Annotated in this window: 14 protein-coding genes; 9 read left to right on the forward strand and 5 right to left on the reverse strand. The window is 73.2% G+C overall.

Features of this window, described 5'->3' with window-relative positions; genetic code table 11:
• Positions 1–328: 328 nt before the first annotated feature.
• Positions 329–1,570: a transglycosylase family protein gene (locus AB0958_RS11280; RefSeq protein WP_366890107.1), complete on the forward strand. Its 1,242-nt coding sequence runs from the start codon at positions 329–331 to the stop codon at positions 1,568–1,570.
• Here the strand turns inward: AB0958_RS11280 and AB0958_RS11285 are convergent.
• A complete protein-coding gene (locus tag AB0958_RS11285; RefSeq protein ID WP_366890109.1) occupies positions 1,560–3,224 on the reverse strand; it encodes a DMT family transporter in 1,665 nt (554 codons plus the stop codon). The two genes, AB0958_RS11280 and AB0958_RS11285, sit on opposite strands and share 11 nt — an antisense overlap.
• Before the next feature lie 228 nt (positions 3,225–3,452).
• On the opposite strand from AB0958_RS11285, the gene AB0958_RS11290 reads away from it, so the two are divergent.
• The 6 genes from AB0958_RS11290 (at position 3,453) to AB0958_RS11315 (ending at position 12,460) form a co-directional block, all read left to right on the forward strand.
• A complete protein-coding gene (locus AB0958_RS11290) occupies positions 3,453–4,280 on the forward strand; it encodes an IucA/IucC family C-terminal-domain containing protein (protein WP_366890110.1) in 828 nt (275 codons plus the stop codon).
• A gap of 38 nt (positions 4,281–4,318) precedes the next feature.
• On the forward strand, positions 4,319–5,470 hold the full coding sequence (gene glgA, locus AB0958_RS11295) for a glycogen synthase (protein WP_366890159.1): 1,152 nt from the start codon (positions 4,319–4,321) through the stop codon (positions 5,468–5,470).
• 146 nt (positions 5,471–5,616) lie between these two features.
• Positions 5,617–6,837, forward strand: coding sequence for a glucose-1-phosphate adenylyltransferase (gene glgC / locus AB0958_RS11300; protein WP_366890111.1), 1,221 nt, complete (start codon positions 5,617–5,619; stop codon positions 6,835–6,837).
• Positions 6,838–6,984: 147 nt separating this feature from the next.
• A complete protein-coding gene (locus tag AB0958_RS11305) occupies positions 6,985–9,306 on the forward strand; it encodes a GH92 family glycosyl hydrolase (protein ID WP_366890112.1) in 2,322 nt (773 codons plus the stop codon).
• A 144-nt stretch (positions 9,307–9,450) separates the two neighbouring features.
• Positions 9,451–10,785 carry a wax ester/triacylglycerol synthase family O-acyltransferase gene (locus AB0958_RS11310; protein ID WP_366890113.1) on the forward strand — a complete coding sequence of 445 codons (1,335 nt, stop codon included), beginning with the start codon at positions 9,451–9,453 and terminating at the stop codon, positions 10,783–10,785.
• Positions 10,786–10,921: 136 nt separating this feature from the next.
• A complete protein-coding gene (locus AB0958_RS11315) occupies positions 10,922–12,460 on the forward strand; it encodes an SDR family NAD(P)-dependent oxidoreductase (protein ID WP_366890114.1) in 1,539 nt (512 codons plus the stop codon).
• Positions 12,461–12,629: 169 nt separating this feature from the next.
• On the opposite strand, the gene AB0958_RS11320 is transcribed toward AB0958_RS11315, so the two are convergent.
• Complete coding sequence (locus AB0958_RS11320) at positions 12,630–13,412, reverse strand: SDR family oxidoreductase (RefSeq protein ID WP_366890115.1); 783 nt, start codon at positions 13,410–13,412, stop codon at positions 12,630–12,632.
• A 25-nt stretch (positions 13,413–13,437) separates the two neighbouring features.
• Complete coding sequence (locus AB0958_RS11325; protein ID WP_366890116.1) at positions 13,438–13,815, reverse strand: hypothetical protein; 378 nt, start codon at positions 13,813–13,815, stop codon at positions 13,438–13,440.
• A 441-nt stretch (positions 13,816–14,256) separates the two neighbouring features.
• Between AB0958_RS11325 and AB0958_RS11330 the strand changes: the two genes are divergently transcribed.
• On the forward strand, positions 14,257–14,430 hold the full coding sequence (locus tag AB0958_RS11330) for a hypothetical protein (protein ID WP_366890117.1): 174 nt from the start codon (positions 14,257–14,259) through the stop codon (positions 14,428–14,430).
• 58 nt (positions 14,431–14,488) lie between these two features.
• The gene (locus tag AB0958_RS11335) at positions 14,489–14,971 is read left to right on the forward strand and encodes a GNAT family N-acetyltransferase (RefSeq protein WP_366890118.1); all 483 of its coding nucleotides are present in this window, start codon (positions 14,489–14,491) and stop codon (positions 14,969–14,971) included.
• Positions 14,972–14,983: 12 nt separating this feature from the next.
• Here the strand turns inward: AB0958_RS11335 and AB0958_RS11340 are convergent, their stop codons facing one another.
• Together AB0958_RS11340 and AB0958_RS11345 are read right to left on the reverse strand one after the other, a co-directional pair.
• The gene (locus tag AB0958_RS11340) at positions 14,984–16,327 is read right to left on the reverse strand and encodes an amidase (RefSeq protein ID WP_366890119.1); all 1,344 of its coding nucleotides are present in this window, start codon (positions 16,325–16,327) and stop codon (positions 14,984–14,986) included.
• A gap of 225 nt (positions 16,328–16,552) precedes the next feature.
• Positions 16,553–17,254 (reverse strand): FadR/GntR family transcriptional regulator, encoded by a 702-nt coding sequence (locus AB0958_RS11345; protein ID WP_366890120.1) that lies wholly within the window; start codon positions 17,252–17,254, stop codon positions 16,553–16,555.
• Between the last annotated feature and the right edge of the window lie 122 nt (positions 17,255–17,376).

The raw sequence follows: 17,376 nt of genomic DNA on the forward strand, positions 1-17,376 counted from the left end.
GATCTTGTAGAACGTGCAAAAGGTGCTGCCGCCCCGTGTCCGCCAGTATTGCCCAAAGGCCATCCTGACTCGCCGTCCGACCGGCCGCACACGCAGATACGGACGACATGGGGCCGACGCCTCAGTAACCACGTGAGATGCCGTACCGGGGCCGTCGCGGGAGGCCGTGCGACCGAGGGGGCGTCAAGTCGGTTTGTCCCCAGACCGCTTCACGAAGTGACGGCCGTGTCCCCCGGGGCGAGAGGCGGCTGATTGCCGCCTTGTCATGGCCTGTTCGGGGCGCTTAGTTTTGGCCTTTCCTGATGCGCGTGGCGAGGGGGCTCCAGACATGGCCGAACGCGGCCGGCACCGCCGGTACCAGCCGAACAGGATCAACCGGGCCTCGCTCACCGTCACGGCGGGCGGCGCCGGGCTCGCGATCCCGCTCGCCGCCGCCGGGACCGCCACGGCGGCGTCGGTGACCACCTGGGAGAAGGTCGCCGCCTGCGAGTCCAGCGGCGACTGGCACATCAACACCGGCAACGGCTATTACGGCGGGCTCCAGTTCACCCAGTCCACCTGGGAGGCGTACGGCGGCACCCGGTACGCGCCGCGGGCCGACCTCGCGACCAGGGACCAGCAGATGGCCGTCGCGGAGAAGGTCCTCGACGGGCAGGGGCCGGGCGCCTGGCCGGTCTGCTCGGTACGGGGCGGCCTCACCCGCGGCGGCGGCGCGCCCGACGTGCACACCGGGAGCACGCATGCCGGGAGCACGCACGCCGGGACGACGCATGCCGGGACCACGAACGCCGGTGGCACGCACAGCGACAGCGCCCGTACCCGCCCCGTGAGGAGCTCGGTGCGGGACGTGCAGCCGCAGACCACGCCGCAATCCCGGGCGGGCAAGGCCGAGATGTACACCGTGGTGCGCGGCGACACGCTCTCCGGGATCGCCGACGAACACGACGTGGCAGGGGGCTGGCACCGGCTGTACGCCGCCAACCGCGCGACGGTCGGGGCGGACCCCGACCTGATCCTGCCGGGGCAGCGGCTGAGTCTGACCGGCCGGGCCGCACGGACGGAGCAGCCGGTCGGCGGGGCCGAGGCGAGGCGGAAGGCCAAGGCGAAGCCCGCGGCGAAGAGCCGGACGAAGTCCGAGGCGAGGAAGGCCCCGACGCACACCGGGCACTCCCTCGTCGCCCCGGTCGACGCCCCGATCGGCACGCCGTACCACGCGGTCGGCTCGCACTGGTCGAAGGGCTACCACACCGGCGTCGACTTCCTCGCACCCACCGGCACCTCGGTCAGGGCGGTCGAGGCCGGGGAGGTCGTCACGGCGGGCTGGGGCGGCTCGTACGGCTACCAGGTGGTGATCCGGCACGCCGACGGCCGCTACTCGCAGTACGGCCATCTCTCGGCCATCTCCGTGCGGGCCGGCCAGAGTGTCGCCACGGGCCAGCGGATAGGGCGCTCGGGTGCCACGGGGAACACCACGGGCCCGCATCTGCACTTCGAGGTGCGGACGGGGCCGGGATTCGGCTCGGACATCGACCCGGTCGCCTATCTCCGGGCCGGTGGCGTCAGGATGTGACGGATGCGGCGCGTGTACGGGGCCGGTCCAGCAGGGCGCCGTGCACGTAGTCGGCTGCGGGCAGCAGCACATCGGCCACGTCCGCCGCGGACGCCGTGCGCTGCTGGGGCATCGTGAGCGCGGGCGAACCCGAAACCGACTCGCCGTCGACGATCGCGCCGGACACCGGCCGCCCCGCGCCCGCACCGGTCCCCGCCGGACCACCCTCGCCCGGCACGAGATTGGCGTCCACCGCCCACACCGCCGCCGGATCGCCCTCGGCCGGACCGAGCGCCCCCGCCCGTCCCGTCCCGGTCGGACCGGCATCCACCAGGCCGGTCGTCTCCGGTCCGACCCCTGCCAGGCCCGCCGCCGTCCTCGCGCCGCCGTCCGGCCCCGTCTCCGTTCGCCCGAGCGCCGCCAGGTCCGCTGCCGCCCGGCCACCGTCCGCCGGGCATGCCTCCGCCCTCATCGCGCCGCCGTCCGGCCCCGTCTCCGTTCGCCCGAGCGCCGCCAGGTCCGCTGCCGCCCGGCCACCGTCCGCCGGGCATGCCTCCGCCCTCATCGCGCCGCCGTCCGGCCCCGTCTCCGTCCGCCCGAGCGCCGCCAGGTCCGCTGCCGCCCGGCCACCGTCCGCCGGGCATGCCTCCGCCTCGCCGACCACCGCCGACCCCGCCCGGCCACCGTCCGCCAGGCCCGTCTCGGCCTCGCCGACCACCGCCGACCCCGTCCGGCCGTCGTCCGCCAGGCCCGCCTCCGCCAGTTCCACCAGTGCCTCGACCAGGGGCTCGGGTGACGTCGTGGGTGCGGTTTCCGGCAGCGGCTGCGTGCGGACCGGGTGCGGAGTGCTCTCGATGCGTTCGGTCGTGAGCAGGATCAGGCCACCTGCCGCGACCACACCGCAGCCGAGCGCCAGCAGCGTGCCGGTCGCGCCGTAGCGGAACGCCTCGCCGAACATGGTGATGCCGACCGCCGCGGCCAGCACGGGGTTGACCACGGTGAGCGTGGCCAGCGGCGCGGCGAGGCCGCCGCCGCGGTAGGAGGCCTGGGAGATCATGACGCCCGCCACGGCGTAGGCGCCGATCACCGCCGGCCAGACCGCGTCGGCCGGGGCGATCCCGCCGTCCCAGTCGATGGCCACCACCTTGGTGAACACCGAGGACATGCCGAAGGCTATGCCGGACGCGGTGGCGAGCAGCACACTGCGCACCGCCGGATGACGGTGCGCGGCCCGCCCGGCGATCATCAGCGCCACCACCGCCCCGCCGGTGACCAGCGCGACCCCGATCCGCCCCGCGGAGTCGAGGGCGTGCGAGTCGGAGGAGCCGACCAGGGAGAGCAGACCGGCGAGGCCCACGGTGGCCATGATCGCCCCGCGCCAGGCGGTCGCCCCGGCCCCGCGGCCCACGAACAGCGCCGCCATGGGCAGCGCGAACACGATGGTGAGCGCGCCCAGCGGCTGGACCAGGCTCAGCGGGCCGTAGGCCAGAGCCACGACGTGCAGCAGACCGCCGAGGCCGTTGAGCGCCATCGCGCCCCACCAGCTCGGGCGGCGCAGCGGCGCGTACTGCTCGTCGGGGGAGGAGACCGCGACCTGCTCCTGCACGATCGCTCCGCCCGCGTAGGCGACGGCGGAGACGAACGAAAGCAGCACGGACAACGCGAGGGCGCTCATGCACGGCTCCACTGCGTCATGCGCGGCCGGTTGGCCCCACGCGGTGATCGGTCGGCTTCCATGAACAACACTCTGCCCGCCCGGCTGCTTCCCGTCGTCGTACCTGAGCACCGAATGCGTCGTACTGCCGATGGAGTAGGAAAGGACCCCGATCATCCCCAGGGTGGGTGACGCCGGGTGGAGGGCCGGGCGGCCGGGGGCCCAACACTCCTGGTACTACTGCTGTCCGTGGACCTGGACCCCGATCTCGCCGCGCTCCGCCCGCTCGGCGGCTTCTTCGTCCTGCGGACGGTGCCCGCGGCGACCGCGGGCACCGCGGCGGCCCGGACCGACGCGCTGCCGACCCTCGCGAGGGCCTACGCGGGGGCCCACGACGGGGCCCACGACGGGAACTGCGCGGGAGCCCGCGCGGGGGCCTGTGAGAAAGCCGGTCCGGACGGTCGCCGCGATCCCCTCACCCACCGCGTCGGCACGGTCCGGGAGCGGCTTCGGGCCCCCGAGCCCAGGGTGGCCGCCTCCATCGCGCACCAGGCGCTGGCCGCCCGGCTCTGGTCCGTGGCCCTCGGCTGCGCCGCCCGGTACGGCCGCCTGCCCGACCTGGACCCCCGCCTGCTCCGATGGGACACCGACGCCACCGCCCCCGACGACCTCTGGCTCACCGAGGTACGCGCGCTGCCCGGCGGCGCCGAACCGGCCACCCTGGTGGACGCCGTCGTACACGGCCATCTCGAACCCCTGGCCGCGGCCCTGCGCGCCCGCCACGGCGTCGCCGCCGGCCTGTTGTGGGGCAACGCGGGCTCGGCGCTGGCCGGCGCGGCCCGCGAACTGGACCGACGGGCCCGCGCCGACGGCGACGCGCACCTCGCGCGCCGCGCCCGCGCCCTCACCGCGGCCCTGTTCGCCCACCCGCGGCTGCGCCCCACCGGCACCCGCACCGGACTGTCCTTCCACCGCCGCAGTTGCTGCCTCTACTACCGGGTACCGGGCGGCGGGATCTGCGGTGACTGTTGTTTCACACAACCGCCGCGCCCTTCCGCGCGCGCCGCTTCTGGGTGACCATGGACCAACCGGGCGTCAAGAGCGAGGGGTTGCGGGTGCGAGTCGGACTGCTGACCCGGGAGTACCCCCCGGACGTGTACGGCGGTGCTGGTGTTCACGTGGAGTTCCTCGCCCGGGAGTTGCGGCCCCTGGTCGACCTCGAGGTGCACTGCTGGGGCGAGGGCCGCGGCGACGGTGTGGTCCGGCACCGCCCCTGGTCCGCCCTGGACACCGCCAACGACGCGCTGCGCACCTTCTCCGTGGACCTCGCCATGGCCGCGGGACTCGAAGGCCGCGAACTCGTCCACTCCCACACCTGGTACGCCAACCTCGCCGGTCACGTGGCCAAGATGCTGTACGGCGTCCCGCACGTCGTCACCGCGCACTCCCTGGAGCCGCTGCGCCCCTGGAAGGCCGAGCAACTCGGCGGCGGGTACGCGCTGTCCAGCTGGGCGGAGCGCAGCGCGATCGAGGCCGCCGACGCCGTGATCGCCGTCTCCGGGGCCATGCGCGCGGACATCCTCGGCTGCTACCCGGGCCTCGACCCGGCGAGGGTCCGCGTCGTGCACAACGGCATCGACACCGCCCTGTACCGGCCGGACCACGGCACCGACGTCCTCGCCCGCAACGGCATCGACCCGAGCCGCCCCTACGTGCTGTTCGTGGGCCGGATCACCCGCCAGAAGGGCGTCCCGCACCTGCTGCGCGCCGTACGGGACATCGACCCCGCGGCGCAGGTCGTGCTGTGCGCCGGGGCGCCCGACACACCGGAGATCGACCGGGAGTTCCGCGAGCTCTTCGAGGAGCTCAGCCGGGTCCGCGAGGGTGTGCACTGGATCCCCCAGATGCTGCCGCGCGCCGACGTCATCCAACTGCTCACCCACGCGACCGTGTTCGCCTGCCCCTCGGTGTACGAGCCGCTCGGCATCGTCAACCTGGAGGCGATGGCCTGCGGCACGCCCGTGGTGGCGTCCCGGGTCGGCGGCATCCCCGAGGTCGTCGAGGACGGCGAGACCGGCCTGCTGGTCGATCTCGACGACGACTTCGAGGCGGGTCTCGCCCGGGCCCTGGACACGGTGGTGGGCGACCGGGAGACGGCTCGGCGGATGGGTGAGGCCGGACGGCGGCGAGCGGTGGGCGAGTTCGGCTGGGACGCGGTGGCCGGACGCACGGTCCTGCTGTACGAGGAGATCCTGAAGCAGGCGTGATCAGCACAGGCATGATCTGCGCAGACGCGAGCAGAGAACCTCGAACAGCCTTAACGAACAAGCCGCCTGTTCGACGTGATCCCGGTGCAGGCTTAGCGGATGTGCTCCCAGGGCAGGCATGGAGCACCAGGGTGAGGGGAGCGGCCATGCGTCGTGGTGGGCCTTCGGTACTCGGGATCGTACTGGCCGGTGGAGAGGGCAAACGCCTGATGCCGCTGACCGCGGACCGGGCCAAACCAGCTGTCACCTTCGGCGGGACCTACCGCCTGGTCGACTTCGTGCTGTCCAACCTGGTCAACGCGGACGTGCTGCGCATCTGCGTGCTGACCCAGTACAAGTCGCACTCGCTGGACCGGCACATCACCACCACCTGGCGGATGTCCAGTCTGCTCGGCAACTACGTCACACCGGTCCCGGCCCAGCAGCGGCTCGGCCCGCGCTGGTACCTGGGCAGCGCCGATGCCCTGCTGCAGTCCCTCAACCTCGTCAACGACGAACAGCCCGAGTACGTGGCGGTGTTCGGCGCGGACCACGTCTACCGGATGGACCCCCGGCAGATGCTCCAGCAGCACATCGAGGGCGGTGCCGGCGTCACGGTCGCGGGCATCCGGGTCCCGCGCGGCGAGTCCTCGGCGTTCGGGGTGATCACGCCCGGCTCGGACGGCCGGACGATAGAGACCTTCCTGGAGAAGCCCGCCGACCCGCCCGGCCTGCCGGACGCCCCGGACACCGTGTTCGCCTCCATGGGCAACTACATCTTCACCACCAAGGCCCTGATCGACTCGCTGCACCGGGACGCCGAGGACGACGACTCGGTGCACGACATGGGCGGCTCGATCCTGCCCCAGCTCACCGCCCGCGGCGAGGCCCAGCTCTACGACTTCGGCACCAACCACATCCCCGGCGAGACCAGCCGCGACCGCGGCTACTGGCGGGACGTCGGCACCCTCGACGCGTACTACGACGCGCACATGGACCTGATCGCGGAGCGCCCGGCCTTCAACCTCTTCAACCGCAACTGGCCCATCTACACCCACTCCTACCAGCTCTCGCCGGCCCGTTTCAACGCCGGCGGGATGGCGAGCGAGTCCATCATCAGCGCGGGCTGCCTGATCCGCGGCCAGGTCACCCGGTCCGTGCTGTCACCGGGCGTGCGCGTCGACCCGGGCGCGGTGGTCCAGGGGTCGATACTGCACGACAACGTGGTCGTGGGCCGGGGCGCGGTGGTGCGCGGCGCGGTCCTCGACAAGAACGTGGAGGTCCCGCCCGGCGCCACGATAGGCGTCAACCCCGAGCGGGACACCGAGCTGTACACCGTCTCCAAGGGCGGGGTCATCGCCCTCGGGAAGGGGCAGCTGGTCTCGTAGTCACGGATCCGCCACGGGCCCGGCGCCGTTCGCGCCGGGCCCAACTCGTATGCGACGCGCCGGAAGTGAAAACCCCTATTTGCCGGGCTTTGCGGCCTTTCCCCCTCACGATGCAGACAGCGATGTCGAACTTCGGAGGTCATCGACATGAGAGGGACCCGGCGCACACGGCTGTGCCTCGCCGGGGTGCTGACAGCGTCCGCGCTGTTCACCACCCCCGCCGCAGGGGCGGCAGATCCGGCCGACGGCCACCTCACCGACCTGGTGAACCCCTTCATCGGCAGCCAGGACGAGGGCAACACCTTCCCCGGCGCGGCCGTGCCCTTCGGCATGGTGCAGCTCTCCCCGGACACCGGGCACAGCACCGGCTACGACTACTCCCAGCACCGGATCCGCGGCTTCTCCCTGGTGCACCTCTCCGGCGTGGGCTGTGCCATCGGCGGTGACCTGCCCGTGCTGCCGACCACCGGGGACGTCACACAGACGGACTACGCCCGGTACGCCGCCGGGTTCGGCCACGCCGACGAGCAGGCGAGCCCCGGCTACTACCGCGTCGGTCTCGACTCCGGTGTCCGGGCCGAGCTGACGGCGACCGCCCGCACCGGCGTGCAGCGCTACACCTTCCCGGCCACCGACAAGGCGAACGTCCTGCTCAACGCGGCCCAGGCGTTGCACAGGCCGGTGAGCAGCGAGGTCGAGATCCTCGACGACCGCACCGTCCGCACCAGGATCACCGGCCACGGCTTCTGCCGGGACACCGCCCCCTACACCGTCTACACGGTCACCCGCTTCAGCCGCCCCTTCACCGGCTACGGCACCTGGCACGGCACGGCGGTCACCCCCGGCTCCCGCGCCGGAACCGACGGCGCCTACGTGCGATTCGACACCACCGGGGACCGTACCGTCGAGGCGACCACCGCCCTGTCGTACGTCGACGCGCGCGGTGCCGAGGCCAATCTCCGCGCGGAAGGCGGCCGTTCGTTCGACACGGTGCGACGGCAGGCCCGGGACGCCTGGGAGCGGCGGCTCGCCGGCGTCCGCGTCCGGGGCGGCGGTCCCACCCTCCGCCGCACGTTCTACTCGTCCCTGTACCGCAGTTTCCTCGCGCCGAGCGTCGGCGAGGACGCCGACGGCCGCTACACCGGCTGGGACCGCCGCATCCACCGCGCCAGGGGCTTCACCTACTACCAGAACTGGTCGCTCTGGGACACCTACCGCACCCAGGCCCAGCTGCTCGCCCTGCTCGCGCCGCGTGAGGCCCGCGACATGGCCCTGTCGGTGCTGAAGATCGACGAGGAGGGCGGCTGGCTGCCCCGCTGGGGCTACGGCACGGTCGAGACGAACATCATGACCGGCGACCCGGTCACCCCCTTCCTGACCACGGCCTACCAGACGGGCCTGCTCAAGGGGTACGAGGAGCGCGCCTACCGGGCGCTGAAGAAGAACGCCGACGGCGTGCCGCCCGCGGCCAATCCCGGCATCGGCCGCGAGGCCAACGCCGAGTACCTGGCGAACGGCTTCGCCCCCTACCTCAAGGGCCGCCCGCACGCCAAGGTGGGCGACTCCGACTACGACCACGGTGCCTCGGTCACCCTGGAGTACGCCCTCTCCGACGCGATGCTCGGCCAGATGGCCCGGGACCTCGGCCACACCGCGGACGCGGCGCGCTACGCCACCCGGGCGCAGTACTACCGCAACGTCTTCGACCCCTCCACCGGCTTCTTCCGCGCCCGCGACGGCCAGGGCCTCTTCACCGGCAACCCCGACCCGGCCCGCGGCATCGGCTTCCACGAGGGCACCGCCTGGCAGTACCAGTGGCTCGTCCCGCAGGACCTGCCCGGCGTGATCTCCCTGATCGGCGGCGAGGACGCCACCAACCGGCGGCTCGACTCCTTCTTCGCCTACGACAAGCTGCTCGCCGACCCGGTCAGGACCGCCCGCGAGGTCTGGGTGCACGGCGACGCGTACACCTACTACAACGCGGCCGTCTACAACCCGATGAACGAGCCCGACCTCATCGCCCCCTACACCTACCTCTCCACGGGCCGCCCCTGGCAGACCACCGACGTGGTGCACGCGGCCCTGACCCTGTTCACCGACGGGCCGACCGGGATGACCGGCAACGACGACCTGGGCACCATGTCCGCCTGGAACGTGCTGTCGTCCATCGGGCTCTTCCCGGTCCAGCCGGGGTACGGCACCTGGGGCCTGTCCACGCCCGTCTTCGACCGCGTCGACGTGCACCTCGACCGCCGCTGGTGGCCGAGCGGCGGCTTCACGGTGACCGCGCCCGGCACCTCCGCCACCGACCGCTACATCCAGCGGGCCCGCAGGGACGGATCCGACTACGGCCGCACCTACCTGACGAACGGTTCGCTGCGTTCCCTGCGGTCACTGGCGTTCACGGTCGGCCCGCGCCCGTCGGAGTGGGGTACGTCACCCGAGGCGGCCCCACCGGCGCTGAAGTGACCTCAGCCGTCCCTTGGCTCCCGCCTCTTTCGGTGGAGGCGGGACTTAATCTGCTGTTAACTGAGCGTAGCGTGATCATACTTGACCGTAATCAGGTGTCGGCGTTTGACTGCTGATCCACCCTCCGTCGACGCGAGGCGTTTGATGACTGCGACTGCTGACCTGCTCGCCCCTCTCGATCTGGCCTTCTGGAACATCGAGTCCGACCGGCACCCGATGCACCTGGGCGCGCTCGGCGTGTTCTCGGCGCACTCGCCGACGGCCGGTGCGCACGCCGCCGACCTGCTCGCGGCCCGTGCCGCCGCCGTGCCCGGTCTGCGCATGCGCATCAGGGACGTCTGGCAGCCACTGGCCTTCGGCGGCGCCGCACGCGAGACCGACCCGGACTTCGACCCCCTCGACCACGTCCGGCTGCACGCCCCCACCGGCGACTTCCAGGCGGTCGCGGGCCGGCTGATGGAACGTCCGCTGGAGCGCGGCCGGCCGCCGTGGGAGGCGCATGTGCTGCCCGGCGAGGACGGCGTGTCCTTCGCGGTGCTGTTCAAGTTCCACCACGCGCTCGCCGACGGGCTGCGCGCCCTCAGACTGGCCGCCGGCGTCATGGACCCGCTCGACCTGCCCGAGCGCTCCCCGCGGCCGATCGAGGCCCCCCGTCCGATGCTGGCCCTGCCCGACGTGCGCAGGATGCCCGAGCTGGTGCGCGGCGCCCTCTCGGACGTGGGCCGGGCCCTGGACATCGGTGCGTCCGTCGCCCTGTCCGCGCTCGGCGTGAGCTCGTCCACCGCGCTGCGGTCCGAGCCCACCGGCACCCGCAGCATCGCCGGGGTCGACCTCGACATCGACGACGTGCACCGCGTCCGCAAGGCGGTCGGCGGCACCGTCAACGACGTGCTCATCGCCGTCGTCGCCGGGGCGCTGCGCCGCTGGCTGGAGGAGCGCGGCGACAGCACCGCGGGCGTCGCTCCGCGGGCGCTGATCCCCGTCTCCAAGCGCCGTCCGCGCAGCGCCACCCCCCAGGGCAACCGGCTCTCCGGGTACCTGATACGGCTCCCGGTCGACAACCCCGACCCGCTCGCCCGCCTCGACCGCGTCCGCACGGCGATGGTCCGCAACAAGGACGCCGGGCCCAACCGGGGCGCCGGTGCCGTCGCCCTGCTCGCCGACCACGTGCCGGCGCTCGGGCACCGGCTCGGCGGGCCGCTCGTCGGCCAGGCCGCCCGGCTCTGGTTCGACATCCTGGTCACCAGCGTGCCGCTGCCCGGCCTCGGCCTGCGCCTGGGCGGCCACCCGCTCACCGCCGTCTACCCGCTGGCCCCGCTCGCGCCCGGCCAGTCCCTCGCCGTCGCCGTCTCCACCTACCGCAACCAGGTCCACTACGGCCTGGTGGCCGACGCGGCGGCCGTCCCCGACCTCGACGTGCTCGCCCGCGCGGTGACCGACGAGGTGGGCTCCCTGATGGAGGTGTGCGACCACCACTGAGGGAGGGCTCCCCGTGCCCCGGCCCGCCCGTCGTTCGGGCGGGTTTGGTCCTTCGGGCAGGTGCTCCGTAAAATTCCCTGTTCGAAAGCGGGCGCGAGTCGGAGCGCCGCTGGTGGATCAGGGAAGCGGCGGCGCGATGACGGTGACACAGGACGGCCCGGCGGCCGAGGACGCGGTGGACGCGGTGGACGCGGTGGACGCGGTGGACGCGGTGGACGCGATCGTCCACGGTCCCGGTATCGACCCCGAGCGACTCGCCGTCTGCCTCAGCGTCCTGGAGGAGCTGGACAGGCTGGAGGTCGACCACCCGGACGCCATCGCGGTGCGCCGGGCCACGGCCGGCGTCTACCGCACGGTCAAGCAGCGCCGCCGCCAGGAGCGGCGGGCCGCCAAGACCGCCCACGACAAGGCGGTCACCGAGGCCACGGCGACCGGCTCCGCCCAGCGCATCGACGACGAGACCGAGGGCCTGCTGCCGTCCTCGCGGACCGACGAGGGCCGGGTCGCCGGGATACTCCAGCGCCCGCGCTCCTGCTACACCTGCAAGGCCCGCTACGTCGAGGTCGACTACTTCTACCACCAGCTCTGTCCGGACTGCGCGGTGCTGAACCGCGCCAAGCGCGACGCCCGCGCCGACCTGACCGGCAAGCGCGCCCTGCTCACCGGCGGCCGCGCCAAGATCGGCATGTACATCGCGCTGCGGCTGCTGCGCGACGGCGCGCACACCACGATCACCACCCGCTTCCCGAAGGACGCCATCCGCCGCTTCAAGGCGATGGAGGACTCCGCGGACTGGCTGCACCGCCTGGAGGTCGTCGGCATCGACCTGCGCGACCCCGCCCAGGCCGTGGCCCTCGCGGAGCAGGTCGCCGCGGCGGGCCCGCTGGACATCCTGATCAACAACGCGACCCAGACCGTACGCCGGCTGCCCTCCGCGTACGCGGCCCTGGTCGAGGGCGAGAGCGCCCCGCTGCCCGCCGGTGAACTCCCCGCCCACCACGTCATCGGCGCCTTCAACTCGGGCGCCGTGGACGGCATCGCCGCGCTCCCGGTCGGCACCAGCGGCCTCGACGCCCAGAAGGTCGCCGACCTCGCGCTCGTGGCGGGCAACGCCAGCGTCGCCCGGCACCTCGACGGCACCGCCATCGACGCGGGCGGCCTCGTCCCGGACGTCGTCGAGACCAACACCTGGGTGCAGACCATCGACCAGATCTCCCCGGTGGAGCTCCTGGAGACCCAGCTCTGCAACTACACCTCGCCGTTCATCCTGATCAGCGCGCTGCGCCCGGCCATGGCCGACGCCGCGAAGAAGGCGGCGCGCGGCCGGTCGTACGTCGTCAACGTCTCCGCGATGGAGGGCGTCTTCGGCCGTGGCTACAAGGGCGCCGGGCACCCGAACACCAACGCGGCCAAGGCGGCCATGAACATGGTCACCCGGACCAGCGCGGCGGAGATGTTCGAGTCCGACGGCATCCTCATGACCTCCGTCGACACCGGCTGGATCACCGACGAACGCCCGCACTTCGACAAGCTGCGGCTGGCCGAGGAGGGCTTCCACGCACCACTCGACCTGGTCGACGGCGCGGCCCGGGTCTACGACCCGATCGTGCGCGGCGAGGAGGGCGAGGACGTGTACGGGGTCTTCCTGAAGGACTACGCACCCGGCAAGTGGTGACCCGCACGTAACCGTGGGCGGCGCCCGGCACCGGCGGCCTGTCCTCGCGGGGCCGTGTCCGGCGCAGGTCACGCGTTCTGCGTGGTTCGATCCCGCACGGGCCCACCCACGGGCCCGTCGCCGGTCGGGGCGGCCGCGTCACCGGCTCGATCTCGGGCACGTACGGTCGTCAGCCGGTCGGGCGTGCCGCGCGGACCCTGGTGCCGCCGTCCACCACCACGTCGGCCCCGGTCACCCACTCGGCGGCGTCCGACGCCAGCCACAGCACGGCCCGCGCCACGTCCTGCGGCTCGCCGATCCTGCCCATCGGCAGCCCCGCCGCGATCTCCCGCTCCCGCGGCTCCCACATGAACCGCGCCATCTCCGTGCGCACCAGCCCCGGCGACACCGAGTTCACCCGCACCCGGGGCGCCAGTTCCCCGGCCAGCTGCTGGGTGAGATGGAGCAGCGCCGCCTTGCTGGTGCCGTACGCCCCCACGTCCGGCCCCACGTGCGCCGCGCCCTCCGTGCAGATGTTGACCACCGCGCCGCCGTGCTCCCGCATCCAGCCCCGCCAGGCGCACTGGGTCAGCCGCAGCGGGGCCTCGACGTTCACCGTGAACGCGTCCCTCCACATGCCGAGGTCGGCGTTCATGAGCGGTCCGTACGGGCGGTTGGTGGCCGCGTTGTTGACCAGCACGTCCAGCCGCCCGAACTCGGCGAGCGCCAGCCGGGTCAGCTCCCGGGCGTGCTCCGGATCGGCCACACTGCCGGCCAGGCCGACACCGCCCAGCTCCGCGGCCGTACGCCGGACCTCTTCCGGGTCGCGGGCGCTCACGCACACCAGCGCCCCGGCCGCCGCGAAGGCCTCCGCGACCGCGCGCCCGATCCCGCGCGTGCCACCGGTGACGACGGCCGCCCTGCTCCTGAACCCGTACGACTCCCCGCGCGACAGTCCGGACGATGACGTCATCGCCGTACCGTCTCATGACGGGCCGTCAGTCGACAGCCCCCAGGCGGGAGTTGCGGGCGGCGACCAGTTCCAGGACGGTCCGCCAGTCCTCCAGGACGCCCGCGTCGAAGCCGGCGGTGCGGCTCTCCTCGTCGGCCTGGCGCAGGCGCAGCACGTCCTCGTCGGTGGCGGCGCCGTCCCCGCGCACCAGGTGGTGGACCCGCTCCCCGAGCAGGTGCCGGACGGCGTGCGCGGCGGCGTCGGCGGAACCCAGCAGTTCCCCGATCCCGCGCACCAGGCCCGCCACCTGGAGCTCCTTGTCGGCGGGGCGGCCACGGCGCAGCAGTGCCGCGGTGCGCAGCGCGCGCCGGTGCCGGCAGGCGTACAGCAGATCCATCAGCTCCTCGACGCTGCGCAGCTCCATGCGTCAGTCCTTCCGCGAGACAGCCGTTGTCCGGCGCCATCGCATCAGGTCGAGTTTTCGACCCGGCCAACGCAACCTGAACTGCGCAGCCCGTGCGGGCAGAGGTGCCCCCTCGCGATCACGGCATTATGGTACGAACGGGTCCTTGACCGGGCTGTCGGAGTACGGAGCGACTCACGATAGTTACACCTTGTTTGCACTACCTATCGAGCGGACCCGTGCTCATTTGGTTAATCTGTAGGGGACGGACAACAGCAAGGGGTCCCACCCACACCCATGGTCCGTCCCGGGGCGAGCCGGTGGACAACGGCCTGCTCTCCTGTGAGTTACCGGCGCCACCGCGTCCGACTGGCCTTCCACCCAGACCCGAGCGGGCGTCGAGCACCGGAACGCAGACTGTCCGGTACGCCCCGAGGGTGACCGACACATAAGGAGTGCGCGGTGACACCGGAGAAGACGAATCGCGAGCAGCGCCCCGCGGAACGCACCGAGGGCGCGGGCAGCCGGTCAGGACAGCTCGGCAGCCTCGACGTGTGGGCCCGGTCCGCCCCGATCCGCCTCGCGGGTTACGAAGAGGACCTCGCCGAGCCCCACATCCTGCCCAGCGTGGACTGACCGGACGGTCGGTCCTGTCGCGATCGCCGACGTGCATGGGCGTGCGAGACTCACGCCCATGCTGATCAGAGAAGCCACCGCGGCCGACTGGCCGCAGATCTGGCCCTTCTGGCACCGGATCGTCGCCGCCGCCGAGACGTACGGCTGGGACCCCGACACCTCGGAGGCAGCGGCCCGTGCCCTCTGGATGAGCCCGGCGAAGCGTGTCTACGTCGCCGAGGACCCCGCCGGCACGGTGGTCGGCTCCGCCTATCTCACCCCCAACTACGGGGGACCCGCGGCCCGGGTGGCCAACGCGGGTTTCATGGTCGACCCCGACCGCGGCGGCCAGGGCATCGGCCGCGCCCTCGCCGAGCACGTCCTCGCCGAGGCCCGGGCGCACGGCTACCGGTCCATGGTCTTCAACGCGGTCGTCGAGACCAACCCCGCCGTCGCCCTGTGGACCTCCCTCGGCTTCACGATCCTCGGCACGGTCCCGCAGGCCTACGACCACCCCGTACACGGACCGGTGGGCCTGCACATCATGTACCGCGCCCTCTGAACCGGCCGGCCGTCAGCCGAGCGGCGCCGTCCGCCGCCACGGCCGAAGCGTCTCCAGCTGCGCGGCCACGTCCAGCAGCACCGCCTCCGAGCCCGGCCGCCCCACCAGCTGAACGGCGCACGGGGCGCCCGAGGGCAGGGTGCCGAACGGGACCGACAACGCCGGCCAGCCGGTGAGGTTCCAGGCCGGGGTGAACGGCGCGTGGCCGGTGTCGGCCAGGACGTTGCGGAACCAGCCCCGCTCGTGCCACGGCGCCGCCGCGGGGGAGCGGCGGGCCAGCGCCGGGGTGAGCAGCAGGTCGTACTCGGCGAAGAACGGGGTGAGGCGGGCGCGCAGCCGGTCGCGGGAGTCGCTCACCCGCACCCCGCGCAGGAAGCGGCGGCCTGTCGCCGCGTGCACCCGGGTCCGCCGCGCCAGCAGCGCGGGGTCCAGGTCCGCCGCGTCCACGGCCGTCCCCGCGGTCCAGTGCCGCAACGCGGTGACCCCGATGGACGCCGGGTACGGCGGCTCGGCGCGCCGCACCTGATGCCCGGCACCCGCCAGCAGCCCCGCCGCCTCGGCCACCGCGTTCGTGTACGACCTGCTCACCGTGACCCCGAGCAGCGGACTGCGCCGCGAGACCGCGATCCTCAGCGGCGGCCGCTCCCCGGCGCCCGCGAACTCCCGCCCCGCCAGCACCGAGAGCATCAGCCGGGCATCCTCGACCGTGGTCGCCAGCGGCCCGTTCTCCGACATGCCGAACCAGTCGCCGTGGCCGATCCCGGCCGGCACCACCCCGAACCCCGGCTTGATCGTGACCAGACCGCAGTTGGCCGCCGGGATGCGCAGCGAGCCCATGCCGTCGTTGCCCACGGCGATCGGCACCAGCCCGGCGGCGACCGCGGCGGCGCTGCCGCCCGAGGAGCCGCCGGCGCTGCGGGTGGTGTCCCAGGGGTTGCGGGTGATGCCGTGGGCCCCTTCGGTCGTGGCGAACACGCACAGCTCGGGCACGTGCGTCAGACCCACGACCACCGCGCCCGCCGCCCGCAGCCGGGCCACGGTGACATGGTCGGCCTCGGCGGGCGTGTCCGGTGTCGCCGCCGAACCGTCACGGTGTGCCTCGCCGCGCACCGCCAGATTGTCCTTCACGGCCAACGGCACGCCTGCGAGAGGAAGTTCGTCGAGGCCGGCGCGGGCCGCGACCTCGTCCGCCTCGGCGAGCGCCGCGTCCGCCCGGACCTTCCGGAAGGCGCCGATCCGTCCGTCCAGCCGTGCGATCCGCTCCAGGTGCTCGGTCACCACCTGCCTGGGGGTGACCCGCTTCTCCCGTACGGCGGCGGCGATCTCGGCGGCGGTCCGGCCGACCCAGTTGGTCACGGGCACTCCCAGGGATGCGGAAAGGGGCTCACTCGTCGGTATGTGTACCAGGCGCGGCCATCGCGGACGCGGGGCGGGAGGGCCGGCACGTCAACCTGCCGGAGCGGACGGTGACGGGCGGGCAGGAGGTGGCCCCGCTGGTGACGGCCGACAACGAGGCGGTCGTCACCACGGCGGCGAGGCCGGCCCACGACGGCAGTGCACCCGCAGCGACGGCACGACGGCTCAGCCCCCTATCTGGCCGCGCAACCACTCCTCCACCTCCCCCACGTGCGCCGCCGCCGCGGCCCTCGCCGCCTCGGGGTCCCGGGCGACGAGGGCCCGGTGGATGGCGGCGTGCTCCCGCCGCGTCCGCGCGAACGCCCCCTCCTCCTCGTACCCCCGCCACACCCGGGCCCGGAACGTGCGCGACGACAGTCCCTCCAGGATCGCGGCCATCGTCTCGTTCCCCGCGGCCCCCGCGATCACCTGGTGGAAGGCGAGATCGTGCGCGAGGATCACCTCGGGATCGTCCGTCGCGTTCATCGCCGCCAGGTGCTTCTCCACCTCGGCCAGCTGGTCGGCCGTGATCCGCGCCGCGGCCAGCGCCGTGGCCGTCGACTCCAGGACCCGCCGCACCTCCAGGAGTTCCACCAGCCGCGGCCCGCGGGACAGGTCGGCGACCACCCCGAACGTCTCCAGGAGGTCACCCGCCTCCAGCTGGGTGACGTAGATGCCGGAGCCGTGCCGGGCCTCCAGGACGCCCAGCACCGTCAGCGCCCGGATCGCCTCGCGCATGGAGCTGCGGGACATCCCCAGCTGGGCGGCGAGATCCCGCTCCGTGGGCAGCCGTTCGCCGGGCTCCAGACGGCCCTCCGCGATCATCGCCTTGATGCGCTCGATGGCGCGCTGCGTCACCGTGCCCTTCTGGGGCGCCGTCTCGTCCACACCGCTCCTCCTGTTGCCGGTGCGCCGCAGTCTAACCAGCAAGGTGGTCCGACCAATACCGCCTGTTCGGCGGGAAAATCGCGTCTGCGGGGTGTTGATACCGCCGAGTGGTCTGATAAGTA

The sequence above is a fragment of the Streptomyces sp. NPDC006655 genome (assembly GCF_040703965.1).
GTDB lineage: Bacteria > Actinomycetota > Actinomycetes > Streptomycetales > Streptomycetaceae > Streptomyces.